Source organism: Leclercia adecarboxylata, from assembly GCF_006171285.1.
GTDB classification, from domain to species: domain Bacteria; phylum Pseudomonadota; class Gammaproteobacteria; order Enterobacterales; family Enterobacteriaceae; genus Enterobacter; species Enterobacter barmai.
In genome coordinates this window covers 3,622,849-3,639,441 of record NZ_CP040889.1, presented here as the reverse complement: position 1 = coordinate 3,639,441, position 16,593 = coordinate 3,622,849, and the positions used below count along the sequence as shown (strand labels likewise).

17 protein-coding genes are annotated in these 16,593 nt (G+C 59.1%); 3 read left to right on the top strand and 14 right to left on the bottom strand.

Going from position 1 to position 16,593, the window contains the following annotated elements; all coding sequences use genetic code 11:
- Nucleotides 1–30: 30 nt before the first annotated feature.
- From FHN83_RS19135 to nfsA, 8 genes are all read right to left on the bottom strand, one after another.
- Entirely contained in the window at nt 31–519 is a 489-nt protein-coding gene (locus tag FHN83_RS19135; protein WP_138369478.1) for a YbjO family protein, read from the bottom strand.
- Between the two features lie 58 nt (nt 520–577).
- Complete coding sequence (gene potI, locus FHN83_RS19130) at nt 578–1,423, bottom strand: putrescine ABC transporter permease PotI (protein ID WP_039029545.1); 846 nt, start codon at nt 1,421–1,423, stop codon at nt 578–580.
- Entirely contained in the window at nt 1,420–2,370 is a 951-nt protein-coding gene (potH, locus tag FHN83_RS19125) for a putrescine ABC transporter permease PotH (RefSeq protein ID WP_039029546.1), read from the bottom strand. Before potH ends, potI begins: the two co-directional genes overlap by 4 nt.
- 9 nt (nt 2,371–2,379) lie before the next feature.
- Complete coding sequence (potG, locus tag FHN83_RS19120; RefSeq protein ID WP_039029547.1) at nt 2,380–3,513, bottom strand: putrescine ABC transporter ATP-binding subunit PotG; 1,134 nt, start codon at nt 3,511–3,513, stop codon at nt 2,380–2,382.
- A 96-nt stretch (nt 3,514–3,609) separates the two neighbouring features.
- On the bottom strand, nt 3,610–4,722 hold the full coding sequence (gene potF, locus FHN83_RS19115; RefSeq protein ID WP_039029548.1) for a spermidine/putrescine ABC transporter substrate-binding protein PotF: 1,113 nt from the start codon (nt 4,720–4,722) through the stop codon (nt 3,610–3,612).
- A 349-nt stretch (nt 4,723–5,071) separates the two neighbouring features.
- Nucleotides 5,072–5,548 carry a YbjN domain-containing protein gene (locus FHN83_RS19110; RefSeq protein WP_138369481.1) on the bottom strand — a complete coding sequence of 159 codons (477 nt, stop codon included), beginning with the start codon at nt 5,546–5,548 and terminating at the stop codon, nt 5,072–5,074.
- 61 nt (nt 5,549–5,609) lie between these two features.
- Nucleotides 5,610–6,512: a 30S ribosomal protein S6--L-glutamate ligase gene (gene rimK, locus FHN83_RS19105; protein WP_139564637.1), complete on the bottom strand. Its 903-nt coding sequence runs from the start codon at nt 6,510–6,512 to the stop codon at nt 5,610–5,612.
- A gap of 72 nt (nt 6,513–6,584) precedes the next feature.
- Nucleotides 6,585–7,307, bottom strand: coding sequence for an oxygen-insensitive NADPH nitroreductase (gene nfsA, locus FHN83_RS19100; protein ID WP_138369483.1), 723 nt, complete (start codon nt 7,305–7,307; stop codon nt 6,585–6,587).
- Between the two features lie 181 nt (nt 7,308–7,488).
- On the opposite strand from nfsA, the gene FHN83_RS19095 reads away from it, so the two are divergent.
- On the top strand, nt 7,489–7,758 hold the full coding sequence (locus FHN83_RS19095; protein WP_138369484.1) for a GrxA family glutaredoxin: 270 nt from the start codon (nt 7,489–7,491) through the stop codon (nt 7,756–7,758).
- A 13-nt stretch (nt 7,759–7,771) separates the two neighbouring features.
- Here the strand turns inward: FHN83_RS19095 and FHN83_RS19090 are convergent, their stop codons facing one another.
- Nucleotides 7,772–8,161 carry an inner membrane protein YbjM gene (locus FHN83_RS19090; RefSeq protein ID WP_039029553.1) on the bottom strand — a complete coding sequence of 130 codons (390 nt, stop codon included), beginning with the start codon at nt 8,159–8,161 and terminating at the stop codon, nt 7,772–7,774.
- Between the two features lie 272 nt (nt 8,162–8,433).
- On the opposite strand from FHN83_RS19090, the gene FHN83_RS19085 reads away from it, so the two are divergent.
- Both FHN83_RS19085 and FHN83_RS19080 read left to right on the top strand, forming a co-directional pair.
- Complete coding sequence (locus FHN83_RS19085) at nt 8,434–10,119, top strand: aspartate:alanine antiporter (RefSeq protein WP_139564636.1); 1,686 nt, start codon at nt 8,434–8,436, stop codon at nt 10,117–10,119.
- A gap of 275 nt (nt 10,120–10,394) precedes the next feature.
- Nucleotides 10,395–10,931 (top strand): sterol desaturase family protein, encoded by a 537-nt coding sequence (locus FHN83_RS19080; RefSeq protein ID WP_139564635.1) that lies wholly within the window; start codon nt 10,395–10,397, stop codon nt 10,929–10,931.
- On the opposite strand, the gene crtB is transcribed toward FHN83_RS19080, so the two are convergent.
- From crtB to FHN83_RS19055, 5 genes are read right to left on the bottom strand one after another with little or no spacing between them, the layout of a single operon-like run.
- Nucleotides 10,870–11,796, bottom strand: coding sequence for a 15-cis-phytoene synthase CrtB (gene crtB / locus FHN83_RS19075; protein ID WP_139564634.1), 927 nt, complete (start codon nt 11,794–11,796; stop codon nt 10,870–10,872). The two genes, FHN83_RS19080 and crtB, sit on opposite strands and share 62 nt — an antisense overlap.
- Nucleotides 11,793–13,271 carry a phytoene desaturase gene (locus tag FHN83_RS19070; protein ID WP_139564633.1) on the bottom strand — a complete coding sequence of 493 codons (1,479 nt, stop codon included), beginning with the start codon at nt 13,269–13,271 and terminating at the stop codon, nt 11,793–11,795. The genes crtB and FHN83_RS19070 overlap by 4 nt, the downstream gene beginning before the upstream one ends.
- Entirely contained in the window at nt 13,264–14,439 is a 1,176-nt protein-coding gene (gene crtY / locus FHN83_RS19065) for a lycopene beta-cyclase CrtY (protein WP_139564632.1), read from the bottom strand. The genes FHN83_RS19070 and crtY overlap by 8 nt, the downstream gene beginning before the upstream one ends.
- Nucleotides 14,439–15,467 carry a type 2 isopentenyl-diphosphate Delta-isomerase gene (gene fni, locus FHN83_RS19060; RefSeq protein WP_139564631.1) on the bottom strand — a complete coding sequence of 343 codons (1,029 nt, stop codon included), beginning with the start codon at nt 15,465–15,467 and terminating at the stop codon, nt 14,439–14,441. Before fni ends, crtY begins: the two co-directional genes overlap by 1 nt.
- Nucleotides 15,464–16,384, bottom strand: a complete 921-nt coding sequence (locus tag FHN83_RS19055; RefSeq protein ID WP_039029596.1) for a polyprenyl synthetase family protein — start codon at nt 16,382–16,384, stop codon at nt 15,464–15,466. Before FHN83_RS19055 ends, fni begins: the two co-directional genes overlap by 4 nt.
- Nucleotides 16,385–16,593: the final 209 nt, after the last annotated feature.

The following is a 16,593-nucleotide window of genomic DNA, read 5'->3' as shown; positions in this document are numbered from 1 at the left end:
TAATACGTCTGGGGGCAGCGATTATACACGTTATTGCAGATTGAAAAACCGTCGGCTGGCCGCCGGCACAAACAGCAGGCCGAGCACCAGCAGGTCGGGCAGTTTTTGCATCACCAGGGTGCGGAAGATCTCGCCTCTGGACTCGCCGGGAATGCTGAACAGCTCGGGATAGCCGTAGCCCAGCGACGCGGCCCACAGGTAGCCAGTGGCGACAATCTGGGTCAGCAGGTAAAGGATCCGCGCCCAGTTACGCCCTTTGACCAGCGAAAAGGCGCAGTAGATTTCGATAAACACCAGCATCAGGCTGGCGAAAAAGACCAGGGTCAGGTTCCACGTCTGCACGCTGCGGTGGATAAACTCGCTCAGCCCGCGCATGCCCAAAGTGTTGAAAATCATAAATACATCGAGGCAGCGGATCATGATAATGGCGAGCGCCGCCACCTGCACCAGGGCAGGAACGTTCAGACGGGCATGTGACCGGCTAGTTTTCGTGAAAAATCCCAACGTGATGTCTTCCATGAAACGATGCCGCGTTAACGCGGCATCCAATTACGCTTCTCTGCAGATTTTAGGAGCTTCAGCCGCGTCTTGCACGCTGGATATCGCGCTGACGCTGTTTTTCAGACCGCGCCATCAGATACCAGGCGATCAGGCCGATGATGCCGACCACGCCGAGAATCAGCGTCGCCAGGGCGTTGATCTCCGGGTTGACCCCCATGCGCACGCTGGAAAAGACCAGCATCGGCAGCGTGGTGGCCCCCGGGCCGGAGACGAAGCTGGCGATCACCAGATCGTCCAGCGACAGGGTAAACGCCAGCAGCCAGCCGGAGATCACCGCCGGCATGATCATCGGCAGGGTGATGATGAAAAACACCTTCAGCGGCGTCGCCCCGAGATCCATTGCCGCCTCTTCAATGGAGTGATCCAGCTCGCGCAGACGCGAGGAGATCACCACCGCCACATAGGCGGTACAGAAGGTGACGTGGGCCAGCCAGATGGTGAGCATGCCGCGATCGGACGGCCAGCCAATGGCGTGCCCCATCGCCACAAACAGCAGCAGCAGCGACAGGCCGGTGATCACGTCCGGCATTACCAGCGGCGCGGTGATCATAAAGGCAAAGCCGTTGGCCCCGCGAAAACGACCAAAACGCACCATCACCACTGCGGCAATGGTGCCGAGAATGGCCGCCATCGTCGCCGCGCAGGCGGCAATGGTCAGGCTTAACCCCACGGCGCTCATCATAGCCTGGTCGTGGAACAGCTCGCCGTACCAGCGCGTTGACCAGCCCGCCCACACCGTCACCAGCTTGGAGCTGTTGAAGGAGTAGATCACCAGCATCAGCATCGGCGCATACAGGAACGTAAAGCCGAGCACCAGGATCAGGATCCGCCACGGAGAGCGCACTACCGGTAAGTTGTTCATCCGTGGTCTCCCATCTGTTTCTGCTGATACTTGTGGAACCACATGATCGGCACGATCAGCAGCAGCAACATCACAATCGCCACCGCCGAGGCCACCGGCCAGTCGCGGTTATTGAAGAACTCCTGCCACAGCACGCGGCCAATCATGATGCTGTCCGGGCCGCCGAGCAGTTCCGGGATCACGAACTCCCCCACCGCCGGAATGAACACCAGCATCGACCCGGCGATAATTCCGCCTTTGGTCAGCGGCACAATGACGCTGAAGAAGGTTTTCAGCGGACGGGCGCCGAGATCCAGCGCCGCTTCCACCAGCGAATAGTCGATGCGCGTCAGGGCGGTGTAGATCGGCAGCACCATAAACGGCAGATAGGCGTACACAATCCCGATATAGACCGCCAGGTTGGTGTGCAGAATGGTCAAGGGCTGATCGATAACCCCCAGCCACATCAGGACGTTATTCAGCACGCCGTTGTTCTTCAGGATCCCCATCCACGCATAGACGCGGATCAGGAACGAGGTCCACGAGGGTAGAATCACCAGCAGCAGCAGGATGTTACGCGTCGAGGGTTTGCTGTGCGCCACCGCCCACGCCAGCGGATAGGCCAGCAGCAGACAGCAGAGTGTCGAGATGGCCGCCACCTGCAGCGACTGCAGATAGGCGTCGAAGTAGAGCGGATCGTCGGTCAGCTGCAGGAAGTTGCCCAGGTTGAGGGTGATCGCCAGCTGGCTGTCCGCCCACTCCACCAGATCGGTGTAAGGCGGGATCGCCCGCGCCATCTCCGCCAGGCTGATCTTAAACACAATCAGGAACGGCAGCAGGAACAGCAGGATCAGCCACAGATACGGCATAGCGATGACCAGCTTGCGGCCGTGGGCCATCTGCAGGCGGGTCAGCCAGCTGGTATCAATGCCCGCCGCAGCGCGGGTCGCAGGTTCAGGTTTGTTCATGGCCCTTCCTTATACCGTCAGCACAACGCAGCTATCGGCTTCCCAGCACAGACGCACTTCGTCACCCCAGGTCGGCAACCCTTTGCGGTAGCGATACGTGTTCTGTAGCTGGGCGCTGATCATCTGGCCGCTCTTCAGGCGGACGTGGTAGATGGAGAGATCGCCGAGGTAGGCGATATGCACCACCTCCCCCACGGCAAAGTTGTAGCCATCGGCGGGCGGGGCATCGCAGAGGGTAATTTTTTCCGGACGCAGCGCCACGTAGACCGGGACGTTATCCACCACCGAGTTGTCCACCGCCACTTTCAGCGGGTGGATCAGCCCCGGGGAGTCGAGCACCAGCCCGTCTTCCTCACGCGTTTTCAGCAGCCCTTCGAACACGTTCATGGAGCCGATAAATTCGGCGCTGTAGCGGGTGGTCGGGTGCTCGTAGATCTCTTCCGGCTCGCCAATCTGCACGAACTTGCCGCGGTTCATGATGGCAATACGACCGGCCATGGTCATCGCCTCTTCCTGGTCGTGGGTCACCATCACGCAGGTCACGCCCACGCGCTCAAGAATATCCACCACTTCCAGCTGCATGCGGTCGCGCAGTTTTTTATCCAGCGCTCCCATCGGTTCATCAAGCAGGAGCAGTTTTGGCCGCTTCGCCAGGCTGCGGGCCAGGGCCACGCGCTGACGCTGACCGCCGGAGAGCTGATGCGGCTTGCGCTTCGCAAACTCCTGCATGTGCACCAGGCTCAGCATTTCGGCCACGCGGGCGGTGATTTCGGCTTTTGGCAGTTTGTCCTGCTTCAGGCCAAAGGCGATGTTCTGCTCCACGGTCATGTGCGGGAACAGGGCGTAAGACTGGAACATCATATTGATCGGGCGCTGATACGGCGGCACCCGGGAGAGGTCAACGCCGTCCAGCACGATCTGCCCGGCGCTGGGCTGTTCAAACCCGGCGAGCATGCGCAGCAACGTCGATTTCCCGCAACCGGATGCGCCAAGCAGAGCAAAAATTTCACCTTTGTAGATAGTCAGGCTGACATCATCCACAGCGTTCTGACCGTCGAATGATTTGGTCAGGTTACGGATTTCCAGCAGCGGGGTCAGCGCTTTACGGGTTTTCGCCTGCGGGCGGGGGATCGCGTCGTTCACGGGGTGCTCTCCGGCATCAATCAAAATGGTGCAGGCGCACCAGAACGGTGCGCCTGTAGCCGGGGGCGCTGGGCTTTCCCGGCCTGGGACAAACGTTTATTTACCGCTTTTCACTTTGGTCCACGCGCGGGTACGCACGCGGTCGATCTTCGGCTCCTGCACGCTCAGGGTAAACATCTTGGCGCGCACGTCAGCCGGTGGGTAGATGCCCGGATTATCACGCACTTCGGCGCTGACCAGTTTGGTGGCCTCTTTGTTGCCGTTGGCATAGAAGACGTGATCAGAGATGTGGGCGATAACCTCCGGACGCAGCAGATAGTTCAGGAACTGATAGGCTTCGTCTTTGTTTTTCGCATCTGCCGGCATCGCGAAGACGTCGAAGAAGGCCATCGCCCCCTCTTTCGGAATTGAATAGGCGATATTCACGCCGTTTTTCGCTTCTTTAGCGCGGTTAGCCGCCTGCCATACGTCCCCTGCCCAGCCGATAGCGACGCAGATATCGCCGTTCGCCAGGTCGTTGATGTACTGGGAAGAGTGGAAGTAACGGATATTTGGACGCAGCTTCAGCAGCAGATCGGTGGCCGGGCCGGTGTAATCATCCGCTTTGGTGCTGTTCGGATCTTTGCCCAGGTAGTTCAGCACGGTGGCAAAAATCTCTTCCGGAGCATCGAGGAACGACACGCCGCAGCTTTTGAGTTTTTCCAGATTCTCTGGCTTCAGCACCAGATCCCAGCTGTTGACCGGCGCATCGGCACCCAGCACCTGCTTCACTTTTTCGACGTTATAGCCGATACCGGTGGTGGCCCACATATACGGCATGGCGTATTTGTTGTCCGGGTCGTGTTTAGCGATAAGCTTCAGCAGCTCAGGATCGAGGTTTTTCCAGTCCGGTAGTTTGCTTTTATCCAGCGGCTGGAACACGCCGGCGGAGAGTTGACGTTCCAGGAAGCTGGCTGAAGGCACGACCAGGTCAAAGCCGGTGCTGCCCGCCATCAGTTTGCCTTCCAGAACTTCGTTAGAATCGAAGACGTCATAGACGACTTTGATCCCGGTCTCTTTTTCAAAATTGGCCACCGTGTCCGGGGCAATATAATCAGACCAGTTGTAGATATGCAGCGTTTTTTGCTCTGCCGCCAGCGTACCTGCGGAGACCGCCATCAGCGCGCCCGCAACCAGACCCGATAACCATTTTTTATTTAAAGCGATCATAGCGTTAATCCTTCTGAAAGCGCGTTAACAAACGCACCAAAAATGAACACTCTTAGTCTATGCAAGAAACGTGCATGATTTATCACTCCGCCAGCAGCAGAAGATGTTACTCAGGTGGCTGTATCTGCTCGCGTTTAACGGCATCGCAAGAATAAACTGTAGCTTGTCTCCGTAGCTATAGCTCAGATTAAAAAACGCCTTTTAACAATTTTTTATGCAAGAAGTATCTATGTGATAAGCCGAATTGGCGGGATGGCGGTGAATAATTCTTTAAAGAAAGGTTAAATCCAGCAGAAAAGAGGGTGTTATGCAGCCGCCACGACAGCGACTGCCTAAATGTCAGACAGGTTTAGTGCAGAAAATTGCCCGCTGATTCAGGCGGCTCTGCGCCCTCTTCCGCGTTGTAGAGCAGATGATGGGCGCTGGCTTCAAGCATCACCATCGATATCTGCTCTTCGCTCTGCTGGATAAAGGCCGCGAACTGCGGGAAGGTCAGCCCTACGGATGCGGAGAAAGACTGGCAAACCACCAGCTTTGGCAGATTATCATCCTGAATATCGAGAAATGCCTTCACCGTCAAAGAACTGGCATTGATGGCGGACAAATCCGATGCTAACGCCAGCAGCGCCGAGGGTTTGACCTCTGCCAGCGCGGAAAAAAGAATGACATCATTGATCAGATCGAGCTTGGCATCGAACACGCCGTCAAAGTTTTGCATATGCGGCAGATGCAGCGCCTGGCAGGTGTCGCATTCAAAAAAGCTGACGCCCATGTTATCCAGCCACTGGCGTAACGTATCAAGTGTCGGTACTACGAGTGAATCCATAACGGTGGAACCCCTTTAAAAAAATAGTGCCTGGCCCAGGCATCAATGCGCTGCAGGCCAGTTATCCGCCCGTTTTCAGGCAAAACTCCGGCGTGGCATGGCGTTCAATCCAGCCGATCATCTTCCCGGCGATATCAATCCCGGTGGTTTTCTCAATGCCTTCCAGCCCTGGCGAGGCGTTCACTTCCATCACCAGCGGACCCCGGTCGGCGCGCAGGATATCAACCCCGGCAACGTCGAGCCCCAGCGTTCTGGCGGCCAGCAGGGCTATCTCTCGCTCGCGCGGGGTGATCTCCGCTACGCGGGCCACGCCGCCCCGATGCAGGTTTGAACGAAAATCGCCCTCTTTCGCCTGACGCTCGATGGCGGCGACTACTTCATCGCCCACCACCAGGCAGCGAATATCGCGCCCTTTCGCCTCCTGGATGTACTCCTGCACCAGAATGTGCGCATTCAGACCGCGAAACGCATCCACCACGCTCTCTGCCGCCTGGCGGGTTTCGGCCAGCACCACCCCAATCCCCTGGGTGCCCTCGACCAGTTTGACCACCAGCGGCGCGCCACCGACCATCTCAATCAGATCGTGCGTGTCGTCGGGAGAGTGGGCAATGCCGGTGATTGGCAGGTCGATCCCCTGGCGGGCCAGCAGCTGCAGGGAGCGCAGTTTGTCGCGCGCCCGGGTGATCGCCACGGATTCATTCAGGGGATAGCTGCCGAGCAGCTCAAACTGGCGCAGCGCGGCGGTGCCGTAAAAGGTGATTGCCGAGCCAATGCGCGGAATAACCGCGTCGAAGTGCGGCAGCTGGCGCCCTTTATAGTGAATTGAAGATGCCGCCGGGCTGATATTCATATAGCAGGACAGCGGATCGAGGATTTCCACCAGATGGCCGCGCTGCTGCGCCGCTTCACGCAGGCGTTTACACGACCAGAGCGTTCCATCCCGGGACAATATGGCAATTTTCACCCTGCACCTCTCAGACATTACCTGGTAAAAGCCTGCGTATCATACACGCAGGCAGGCGCGGGATGAATGGACTTATCGCGTAGCCCAGCCCTGTTTGTGCAAATAGTCGAGAATAAACGGACGATTCTCTTTGATGATGGTGCGACGGATATGGTCGCTCCAGGTGTCGCGACGGTTGTTGGTGGCTCGGCTGAGGTAGTAATTCGCCAGCTCTTCGTCGTACTCCGCCAGCACCTCCGGGTCCACAGGCTGGTAGTGATTTTCATGCACCACCATCGCCGCAGGCAGGCGCGGCTTGACGTCCGGGTTATCCGCGGGCCAGCCCAGGCACAGGCCAAACAGCGGCAGAACGTGTTTCGGCAGTTGCAGCAGCTCGGTCACCGCCTCAATGCTGTTGCGGATGCCGCCAATGTAAACCCCTCCCAGCCCCAGCGACTCTGCCGCCGTCATGGCGTTTTGCGCCAGCATTGCGGTATCCACCACCCCCAGCAGCAGTTGCTCAGCAAGGCCGAGCTGCGCCTCAGGGCAAATTTGCAGATGGCGGTTAAAGTCGGCGCAGAACACCCAGAACTCCGCCGCCTGAGCCACGTGCTTCTGCCCGCCGGTGAGGGTCACCAGCTGTTCGCGCATCGCCGGGTCGGTAATGCGGATGATGGAGCTGCACTGCAGGAAGCTGGAGCTGGAGGTTCCCTGCGCACCGGCAATAATCGCCTCGCGCTGGGCATCGCTGATGGGTTGGTCGGTAAAGTGGCGAATAGAACGGTGGGAACGAAGAAGATCAATTACTGGCGTCATGCGGTCTCTCTGTACGGGCGTTACTGACAATAACGCCAGTATAGGCAAAGAACCGAAGGCTGTAATTGGCCAAACATAGCCTGAAGATATCAATCTGAGAGGCAGAACCTGCTTTTCATTACCGATAGTTATCGGCAATATAGCGTCATTCGCCGTCAGGCTTAGTTTCAGGAGAGAGAACATGTTTGCAGTAATTTTTGGACGTCCGGGTTGCCCATACTGCGTGCGCGCAAAAGATCTGGCAGAAAAACTGACCGCCGAGCGTGAAGACTTTAACTACCGCTACGTGGACATTCATGCGGAAGGCATCACTAAAGCCGATCTGGAAAAAACCGTCGGTAAGCCGGTTGAAACCGTACCGCAGATCTTCCTCGATCAGAACCACATCGGCGGCTTTACCGATTTTGAAGCCTACGCCAAAGAGCACCTGGGGCTGTTCGCTGCCCAGTAAGCCTTTCGCGCCCTCACTCTGAGGGCGCTTTTAGTCTGAGGCGGCGGTTCTCCAGCGCCCGACGCACAAACATAAAGAATAACGCCCCCAACGCACACCAGAAAATTCCACTCAGCAACCAGGCCATCTCCTGCACTATCGTGCGCGACGGGATAAACAGCAGGCGCAGCACCACCAGACAGATTGGCGCGGCGAGCATCGCCCCCACCAGCGGGCGGATGACCTCCCCTCCACGGGAAAGAAAGCTGGCGGCAGCGCCCGGCAGGGTAAAGAACAATAATCCCAGCTCAGGACGCCCGGCGGCAATAAATGCCCCTCTGACGTTAAACCTCAGGCAGACGCATACGCCGGTAAAAAGCAAAAAACAGCAGGCCACCCCAAACCAATTACGTTTAATATTCAAATCGTCCCCCTACTTCGCGGGCAAATTCATTTATCGTCCGATGGACACACAGTCAGATGAGTTATATGGCATTCCCTGCCTGAACGGCGCGTCGAAACGCAATCGCTGTCAGTTGTTGCTGTCTGTTATAAATAAAGTAATAGTTTGGTATTATTTTGCGATATATATTATAGTGTGCGGTCAGGAGCCAGGCGCTCCTCAACGCTGGGCAAACAGTAGCCTAAATCACCTGTCCCTTCAACCACTTACTGGTAAACAAGAAGTTATCCTTCGTGAACATAAACGTCGCAGAATTGTTAAACGGCAATTACATCCTGCTGTTATTTGTGGTGCTGGCATTGGGCCTCTGCCTGGGTAAATTACGCCTGGGGTCAATCCAACTGGGTAATTCTATTGGCGTTTTAGTCGTCTCATTATTATTAGGCCAGCAGCATTTCAGTATTAACACCGATGCGCTTAATTTAGGCTTTATGCTGTTTATTTTTTGCGTCGGTGTTGAAGCTGGCCCCAACTTTTTTTCTATTTTCTTCCGCGACGGCAAAAATTACCTGATGCTGGCGCTGGTGATGGTCGGCAGCGCCCTGCTGATCGCCTTAAGCTTAGGCAAACTGTTTGGCTGGGATATCGGCCTGACGGCGGGGATGCTGGCCGGCTCGATGACCTCCACGCCGGTGCTGGTTGGCGCTGGGGATACGTTGCGTCATCTCGGCCTGGATAACGCCCAGCTGTCGCTGGCGCTGGATCACCTCAGCCTCGGCTATGCCCTGACCTATCTGATCGGCCTGGTGAGCCTGATCGTCGGCGCACGCTATCTGCCTAAACTGCAGCATCAGGATCTGCAGACCAGCGCCCAGCAAATCGCCCGCGAACGCGGTCTGGATACCGACAGCAAACGCAAAGTCTACCTGCCGGTGATCCGCGCCTACCGCGTCGGCCCGGAACTGGTGGCCTGGGCGGACGGCAAAAACCTGCGCGAGCTGGGCATTTATCGCCAGACCGGCTGCTATATCGAACGCATCCGCCGTAACGGTATTCTGGCAAACCCGGACGGCGACGCGGTACTGCAGATGGGCGACGACATCGCCCTGGTCGGCTACCCGGATGCCCACGCCCGTCTCGACCCCAGCTTCCGTAACGGCAAAGAGGTGTTCGACCGCGACCTGCTCGACATGCGCATCGTCACCGAAGAGATCGTGGTTAAAAACCACAACGCCGTTGGCCGCCGCCTGGCACAGCTCAAACTGACCGACCATGGCTGCTTCCTCAACCGGGTGATCCGCAGCCAGATTGAGATGCCTATCGATGACAATATTGTCCTGAACAAAGGCGATGTGCTGCAGGTGAGCGGCGACACGCGCCGCGTGAAGACCGTTGCCGACCGCATCGGCTTTATCTCTATTCACAGCCAGGTGACCGATCTGCTCGCCTTCTGCGCCTTCTTTATCGTCGGCCTGATGATTGGGATGATCACCTTCCAGTTCAGCAACTTTAGCTTTGGTATCGGCAACGCCGCCGGACTATTGTTCGCCGGGATCATGCTCGGCTTCCTGCGTGCCAACCACCCGACCTTCGGCTATATCCCTCAGGGCGCGCTGAACATGGTGAAAGAGTTCGGCCTGATGGTGTTTATGGCGGGCGTCGGCTTAAGCGCGGGCAGCGGCATTGGCCACAGCCTGGGCGCGGTAGGCTGGCAGATGCTGGTGGCCGGGTTGATCGTCAGCCTGGTGCCGGTGGTTATCTGTTTCCTGTTCGGCGCCTATGTGCTGCGCATGAACCGCGCCATGCTGTTTGGCGCGATGATGGGGGCCCGTACCTGCGCCCCGGCAATGGAAATCATCAGCGATACCGCGCGGAGCAACATTCCCGCGCTGGGGTATGCTGGCACCTATGCTATCGCTAACGTGCTGTTAACCCTCGCGGGCACGCTAATCATCATCATCTGGCCGGGGCTGGGATAAAAAAATTTGCGCAATGGCGAAAAAATTTTCGCTATGCGCAGAACTTTTCCCCCAGACGTCAGTCATAACTATTGCCACTGCTTTTCTTTGATGTCCCCAATTTGTGGAGCCCATCAACCCCGCCGTTTTGGTTCAAGGTTGATGGGTTTTTTGTTGGGTGAAATCCGCCATCTCACCATTCACAACGTCGCTTCCCATCTGCCTTCCCACCCTTTCCCCAATTAGGTGTTACGCTTAACTGTCAGCTAAATTCATCCCGAGCCCAAGGAGCCCCAATGCTCGCGTTGTACAACACAGTGATTGTGCTTTTAACCGTTGCCGCCATGGAGTTAATCGCTGCCCTTGCCCACAAGTACATCATGCATGGCTGGGGATGGGGATGGCACGAATCGCATCACGAACCGCGCACGGGCTGGTTTGAGGTGAACGACCTCTACGCCGTGGTGTTTGCCGTGCTGGCGATTGTGCTGATTGCGTTGGGAACCTGGGGCATATGGCCGCTGCAGTGGATTGGGGCCGGGATGACGGCTTACGGCGCGCTCTACTTTATAGTGCATGACGGGCTGGTGCATCAGCGCTGGCCGTTTCGCTATATTCCGCGCAAGGGTTATCTCAAGCGTCTTTATCTGGCGCACCGTCTGCACCACGCGGTACGGGGCAAGGAGGAGTGCGTCTCCTTTGGATTTCTGTATGCGCCGCCGATAGACAAACTGCAGGCCACCTTACGCCAGCGCAAGGCGCATCGCGCGGCTAGCGAGGGCGCTGCCAGAGCCCGGACGGGCGCGGCGTCGGCGTCGCAAAACGAGAAGTAAGCGCCAGCCCGGCGCCTTTCAGCAGTAAGCCTGCTTTTTCAAGGTCGCTGGTGCCCTGCCTTGTATCCCAGGCGCGGGGCCCCGCCGCGCTCACCTTCACGCCAATTTCGCGGTACACCCCGTGCGCCGAGGCAATCGCCCATGCGGATCGCAGAGGCAGCCCGGCCAGCCCTTGCCGGGCAGAGGCATAATAAGGCTCGGCTTCCGCCACCAGCCTCTGGGCAAGAGCCGCCAGCGGTTCGCGGGTCTGCGATGCAGCAAGCGCCTGCGGGTCGATTTTCGCCTCTGCCAGCCATTGAGCGGGCAGATAGCAGCGGCCAACCCGGGCATCATCGACAATATCCCTTGCGATATTGGTCAACTGGAACGCCAGGCCTAAATCACAGGCGCGATCGAGCACCGCCTCGTCGCGCACGCCCATCACCCTCGCCATCATCAATCCGACCACGCCCGCCACGCGATAGCAGTACTGCAGGGTGTCGTCTAACGTCTCGTAATGGGTCTCGCGCACGTCCATGGCAAAGCCGTCGAGATGATCGTAAGCCAGCTGGAGCGGGATGTTGTGGCCCAGCGCCACCTCCTGAAAAGCAGCAAAGGCGGGCTCGCTCATCTCCGCCCCCTCCCAGGCGCGTCGGGTCTGGTTTTTGAGCATCGCCATACGCTCTTCTGCCAGGGCGCTGTCGACAGGCGCGGCGTTAAACCCCAGCTCCTGCCCGTCGATCACATCGTCGCAGTACCGGCACCAGGCGTAGAGCATCAGCACGCTGCGTCGGGTGGCGGGATCAAAAAGCTTCGCCGCGGTGGCAAAACTTTTCGAGCCCACGGCGATGGTGTCGGTGGCGTGATCCATCAGGGTCGTGTTCATCGGGAGAGCGCCTCCAGCATCAGTCCTGCCGTCGCTTTTGCCGAGCTGATCACCCCGGGGATACCGGCTCCCGGATGCGTACCGGCGCCGACCAGGTACAGATTGGGGATCCGGCTGTCGCGATTGTGCGGCCGGAACCAGGCGCTCTGGCGCAGGATCGGTTCGACCGAAAAGGCGGATCCCAGATGCGCACCCAGCTGGTCGCGAAAATCAAACGGGGTAAACATGCGGTGGGTCACCAGCTGGCTGCGCAGCCCCGGCATGTAGTGGGCTTCGAGATAGGCAAAAATCCTGTCGCGCAGGCGCGGCCCCTCGACGGCCCAGTCGAGATCCGCTGTGCCTAAATGGGGCACCGGGGCTAACACGTAATAGCTGCCGCAGCCCGGCGGTGCCAGGGAGGGATCGGTGACGCAGGGGGCGTGAAGGTAGAGGGAAAAATCCTCCGCCAGGGCGTTTTTATTGAAAATTTCGTCGATCAGCGCTTTGTAGCGCGGCCCAAAACAGACCGTGTGATGGGCCAGATCGTGCTGCTTGTTCAGGCCAAAATAGAGCACAAACAGCGAATTACTCATGCGTTTGCGCTTAAGGGACGCCGCGCGCGCCGCCCCCGTCGGATGATGCCCCAGCAGCTTTTCATAGGTATGCACCACGTCGGCATTGGAGGCCACCGCCGCGGTCGGGATCGTCCGGCCATCTTTCAGCGTCACGGCGCTAATGCGATCCCCCTCGGCCTCCAGCCGGGTCACCTCTGCATTCAGTTGAAGTTCGCCGCCCAGATCCTGATAGAGCTTCACCAGCCCCTGCACCAGCGCCCCGGTCCCGCCGCGGGCAAACCAGACGCCCCACTCACGCTCAAGGGCGTGGATCAGGGTATAAATCGACGAGGTGGCAAACGGATTGCCCCCCACCAGCAGGGAGTGAAAGGAGAACGCCTGGCGGAGCTGTTCGTTCTCGATAAAACGCGAGACCATGCTGTAGACGCTGCGCCAGGCCTGCAGACGGGTAAGCTGCGGCCCGGCGCGGAGCATGTCGCGAAATGAGAGGAACGGCACCGTGCCGAGTTTGAGATACCCCTCGTTAAACACCTCCCGGGAGTAGGCGTGAAACTTGCGATAGCCCTCCACGTCGCGCGGATTGAAACGGCGGATTTGCTCTTCCAGCCGGGTCTGCACGTTGTCGTAATCAAACACTTCGCCCGTCTCCCAGCACAGGCGATAGAAAGGCGTTACCGGCAGCAGCTCGACATAATCCGCCATGCGTTTGCCAGCCAGGGTGAATAACTCTTCGATGGCGCTGGGATCGGTTATCACCGTCGGCCCGGCGTCAAAGGTGAAGCCGTGATCCTGATAAACGTAGGCGCGCCCGCCGGGCTTATCCCGCTGCTCCAGCAGAAGCGTGTCGATGCCCTGCGCCTGCAGCCGAATGGCCAGCGCTAATCCGCCAAAACCAGCGCCAATAATCACTGTTTTATTCATGGTGAAACGCTCGCATCCGGGGAGTGAGTTTCAGTATGGCGAGCATCGCTTCGCCGACGGGAACCGGGGGCTTACCTGCCAGGATCCGCGCTTTATCGGCCAGGGTTATCTGCCCGGCGTAAAAGCGGGCGATCAGCCCTTCGTTAAGAGAGTAAAACCGCTGCATCACCTGCCAGCGTTTATCGGCATCCCCCGCCAGGAATAGCATGCGGTTAAGGGTGCGGAAAAAGCGCTGCTCGCGCCACTGGCGCAGGGCGTAGCGATGGATAACGGAAAAAAGTGTCGCCGCGTCGATCTCCGCGCTTGCGGCAATGGCCTCGGCCAGCGCCACCGCGTGGGGCAGCGAATAGCCGGTGGTGGCATGAAACAGCCCGGCGCGCAGGCCGCTGCACGGCTGTTTATCCTTCGCCTGCCAGCTGGCCTGGAAATCCCCCGCCAGCATAATCGGCAGATGGCCCTGCTCTTCACGGTTGAGGCGCTCCAGCGCCCAGCCCTGCTGACGGGCATAGTCAGCGATGTTTTGCCGGGCGACGTCCAGATCCAGGCGAGCGGCGTCAACGTAGTGGGTGTCTTCGATTAAGAGCTCAGTGGCGGAAAGCGGCAGCGTGTAGACAAAGCGATACCCGCCCTGCTGGTTGACCGTGGCGTCCATCAGGATCGGTCGCGTCAGGCCGTGAGGCTGGCTCAGACGCCACTCTTGCCCGAGAAAGGACTGGCTGCCGGTGTGGAGATGCCTGTCCGGCCTGTAGCCCCGGCCATCGATGACCGCCCGGGCCTGCAGTGTTGTGCCGTCGGCAAGCGTCACCGACGTCGGGGTTAGCGCGGTGATAACGGCGTGAGTACGCAGAGTGTCGCCACAGGTCCCGGTCAGCACATCGGCAAAACGCGTGGAGGTGATGCTGAGATACTCCCCGACAAGGGTACGGCTGAGTCCGGGAAAGCGGACATCGTAGCCCTGCCAGCGATGGGCCACCAGCGGGGCCACCCACTGATGCTGTTCCGGGGTAAGGTCGGCCTCATGAAAGGACCAGGTGTGATTCCCCCCAGGCTTACTGTCGGCATCGAGGAGCAGCACGCGCAGTTCCGGGCGCTGCTGTCGCAAGCGTAAGGCAATCAGGCCATTTGCCAGCCCGCCCCCTGCCAGGATGAGGTCCCACGCTGGCGCCATCAGGTCTGGGCCACCAGCGTGGCCTGACGCAGCTGCGCCAGGTTTGCGCTCCCGGTGCAGAAACAGGCGACGCGCAGCTGGTCGATGATCACCTGAAAATGGTCGATAACCGCCTCGCTGGAGGTCAACGCGCTGTGCAGCACTCCGGCGGCCTGACCCACTACGCTTGCACCTAAGCGGATCGCTTTTGCCACCTCGATGCCGTTGGCGATCCCGCCCGAGGCCACCAGCGGCATGTCGGGCAGCGCCTGATGCAGATCCTGCAGCGCCGTCGCGGTGGGAATGCCCCAGTCGGCAAAGGCCATCGCCACTTCCCGGGCATGCGCGGTGACGGCGCGTTCGCCCTCCACCGCCGCCCAGCTGGTGCCCCCGGCACCGGCAACGTCGAGCATCGCCACGCCCGCCGCAGCCAGTTGGCGGGCTACCGGCACCGAAAGCCCGTTGCCCACCTCTTTGACCACCACCGGGACATGCAGCGCCTCCACGGTGCGATGGATAGCGTCGATAACCCCGCACCAGTTGCGATCCCCGCCGTGCTGCAGCGCCTCCTGCAGCGGGTTGAGGTGGATAATCAGCGCATCCGCCGCGAGGGTCTCGACGGCGCGCTGGGCATAGTCGAGCCCCTGTCGCCCGGCGATTTGCGCCGCGCCGAGGTTCGCCATCAGTACAATGTCCGGAGCAAAGGCGCGCAGCTCGCGCGTCAGGCCGTGCCTGGCCTCGCTCTCAAGCGCCACGCGCTGGGACCCTACCCCCATCGCCAGGCCCAGCGCCTGCGCGGCGGTGGCCAGATGCTGGTTGATCTGGCTTGCCCGGCGGGTGCCGCCGGTCATGGAGCTTATCAGCAGCGGTGCGTTCAGGGTGCGGCCAAACAGCGAGGTCGAAAGGTCAATCTCATCAAAATGCAGTTCGGGCAGGGCGCAGTGCCCGAAACGCCATTTTTCGAAGCCGCTGGTACACTTTTTTGTGCCGGGCGTGCCGTTCAGTACGATATCGAGATGATCGCTTTTACGTTGCGACAGGCTGCTCATTGACACTCCGACAGGGATAACGACAGGCTCTGGCTGATCAGCGTCAGCTGTTTTTCAAACCAGGCGTGAACATAGTGCCGGGTGGTATCTCCCGGCTGACAGGCGGTCGCGAGATGCTGATCGGCGCTGCGCACGTGCTCGCGCAGGCGCAGGAACACGCTTTCAGCGCCGAGCACGGCGACCAGCGTCGATTTATCTTTATCCTGATGGGGATCTTTGCCGTTGGCGTTTGAGCCATCCGTCAGGTCATCAATCAGCTGGAAGGCCTGGCCGAGGTCGCGGGCGAAAAAGCGCAGACGCTCACTCACCTGAGGCGGTGCGTCGGCCGCAATGGCTGCCAGCTGCAGGGTGGCGTTGAACAGGCTGCTGGTTTTGAGCTCGTTGGTCAGCAGGATCTCATCGGCATTTCGGCTCTGACGGCTCTCGTTCAGATCGCGAAACTGCCCCTGCACCAGCCCCATATGTCCAACCGACGACGAAAGCTCAGCCGTCGCGCGCGCTTTAACTTCATGGGTCAGCAAAGGCGCGCGGGAGATAACGCAAAAAGCGTGGCTGAGCAGCGCCACCGCCGCCAGGATCGCCACGTGTTCGCCATACTGATAGTGAATCGTCGGCCGCCCGCGTCGGAGCGTGGCATTGTCCATGCAGGGCATGTCATCGAGGATCAGGGAGGCGACGTGGACCATCTCAATGGCGCAGGCCAGATCGAGAAGGCCCGTTAAATCGGTTTTATAGCCCATATCCCGCGCCGCCAGCAGCAGCAGCAGGGGGCGCATTCGCTTACCGGCGACCAGCGTGGCATCGCGCATGGCGGCATAGACCTGCCCTTCTTGCTCCCCCGCGGGCAGAAGGTGTTCGAGACGTTGCTCAAACGCAGACAACAGCATTTTTACATCATCTTCATGACTAAGGGTCATAATGGCTTCCCCGGTGTTTGGTGGCGACGTCCGCAGAAGAGGTAAAAAACGCTTGCCGCAGGATGGTTTACAAAGCGTAGCGTATCCTTCTGCGTTTTGTTGCCCGGCGGGAGAAGAGAAACCAAAGATGAAATTTAATTGCATTAAAATCAAATGACTACAATTAACACTTCGCAGTAAATTGCACAAAAATTTACATTTGTAGAGAT

Excerpts from the sequence above, each read along its gene's own strand:
- FHN83_RS19135 (WP_138369478.1), bottom strand. The coding sequence starts at position 519 with ATGGAAGACATCACGTTGGGATTTTTCACGAAAACTAGCCGGTCACAT.
- potI (WP_039029545.1), bottom strand. The coding sequence starts at position 1,423 with ATGAACAACTTACCGGTAGTGCGCTCTCCGTGGCGGATCCTGATCCTG.
- potH (WP_039029546.1), bottom strand. The coding sequence starts at position 2,370 with ATGAACAAACCTGAACCTGCGACCCGCGCTGCGGCGGGCATTGATACC.
- potF (WP_039029548.1), bottom strand. The coding sequence starts at position 4,722 with ATGATCGCTTTAAATAAAAAATGGTTATCGGGTCTGGTTGCGGGCGCG.
- FHN83_RS19110 (WP_138369481.1), bottom strand. The coding sequence starts at position 5,548 with ATGGATTCACTCGTAGTACCGACACTTGATACGTTACGCCAGTGGCTG.
- nfsA (WP_138369483.1), bottom strand. The coding sequence starts at position 7,307 with ATGACGCCAGTAATTGATCTTCTTCGTTCCCACCGTTCTATTCGCCAC.
- FHN83_RS19095 (WP_138369484.1), top strand. The coding sequence starts at position 7,489 with ATGTTTGCAGTAATTTTTGGACGTCCGGGTTGCCCATACTGCGTGCGC.
- FHN83_RS19080 (WP_139564635.1), top strand. The coding sequence starts at position 10,395 with ATGCTCGCGTTGTACAACACAGTGATTGTGCTTTTAACCGTTGCCGCC.
- crtB (WP_139564634.1), bottom strand. The coding sequence starts at position 11,796 with ATGAACACGACCCTGATGGATCACGCCACCGACACCATCGCCGTGGGC.
- FHN83_RS19070 (WP_139564633.1), bottom strand. The coding sequence starts at position 13,271 with ATGAATAAAACAGTGATTATTGGCGCTGGTTTTGGCGGATTAGCGCTG.
- crtY (WP_139564632.1), bottom strand. The coding sequence starts at position 14,439 with ATGGCGCCAGCGTGGGACCTCATCCTGGCAGGGGGCGGGCTGGCAAAT.
- fni (WP_139564631.1), bottom strand. The coding sequence starts at position 15,467 with ATGAGCAGCCTGTCGCAACGTAAAAGCGATCATCTCGATATCGTACTG.
- FHN83_RS19055 (WP_039029596.1), bottom strand. The coding sequence starts at position 16,384 with ATGACCCTTAGTCATGAAGATGATGTAAAAATGCTGTTGTCTGCGTTT.